We start from the raw sequence: 630 nt of genomic DNA, 5'->3' as shown, positions 1-630 counted from the left end.
ACTGGCGTCCCTACTTCAAAGCCTCCCACCTATCCTACACAGATTGATTCAAAGTCCAATGCAAAGCTACAGTAAAGGTTCATGGGGTCTTTCCGTCTAGCCGCGGGTAGATTGCATCATCACAAACACTTCAACTTCGCTGAGTCTCGGGAGGAGACAGTGTGGCCATCGTTACGCCATTCGTGCAGGTCGGAACTTACCCGACAAGGAATTTCGCTACCTTAGGACCGTTATAGTTACGGCCGCCGTTTACTGGGACTTCAATCAAGAGCTTGCACCCCATCATTTAATCTTCCAGCACCGGGCAGGCGTCACACCCTATACGTCCACTTTCGTGTTTGCAGAGTGCTGTGTTTTTATTAAACAGTCGCAGCCACCAGTTTATTGCAACCTTTTCGCCCTATCACAGTAAAGTGACCAAGCTACCGAGGCGTACCTTTTCCCGAAGTTACGGTACCAATTTGCCGAGTTCCTTCTCCCGAGTTCTCTCAAGCGCCTTAGAATACTCATCTCGCCCACCTGTGTCGGTTTGCGGTACGGTCTCGTATGACTGAAGCTTAGAGGCTTTTCTTGGAACCACTTCCGATTGCTACAGAGCCTAAACTCTTCGTCCCAGTCCCTTGAATTACG

General features: G+C 49.8%; 1 rRNA gene. It reads right to left on the bottom strand.

The features are described from left to right. Positions 1–630, bottom strand: a 23S ribosomal RNA gene (locus GJ699_RS33925); the annotation flags it as partial.

The organism is Duganella guangzhouensis (assembly GCF_009674535.1).
In the GTDB taxonomy this organism is placed as follows: Bacteria; Pseudomonadota; Gammaproteobacteria; order Burkholderiales; family Burkholderiaceae_D; genus Rugamonas; species Rugamonas guangzhouensis.
Note: the sequence above shows the minus strand (reverse complement) of the source record. Positions and strands in the feature narration are given on the sequence as shown.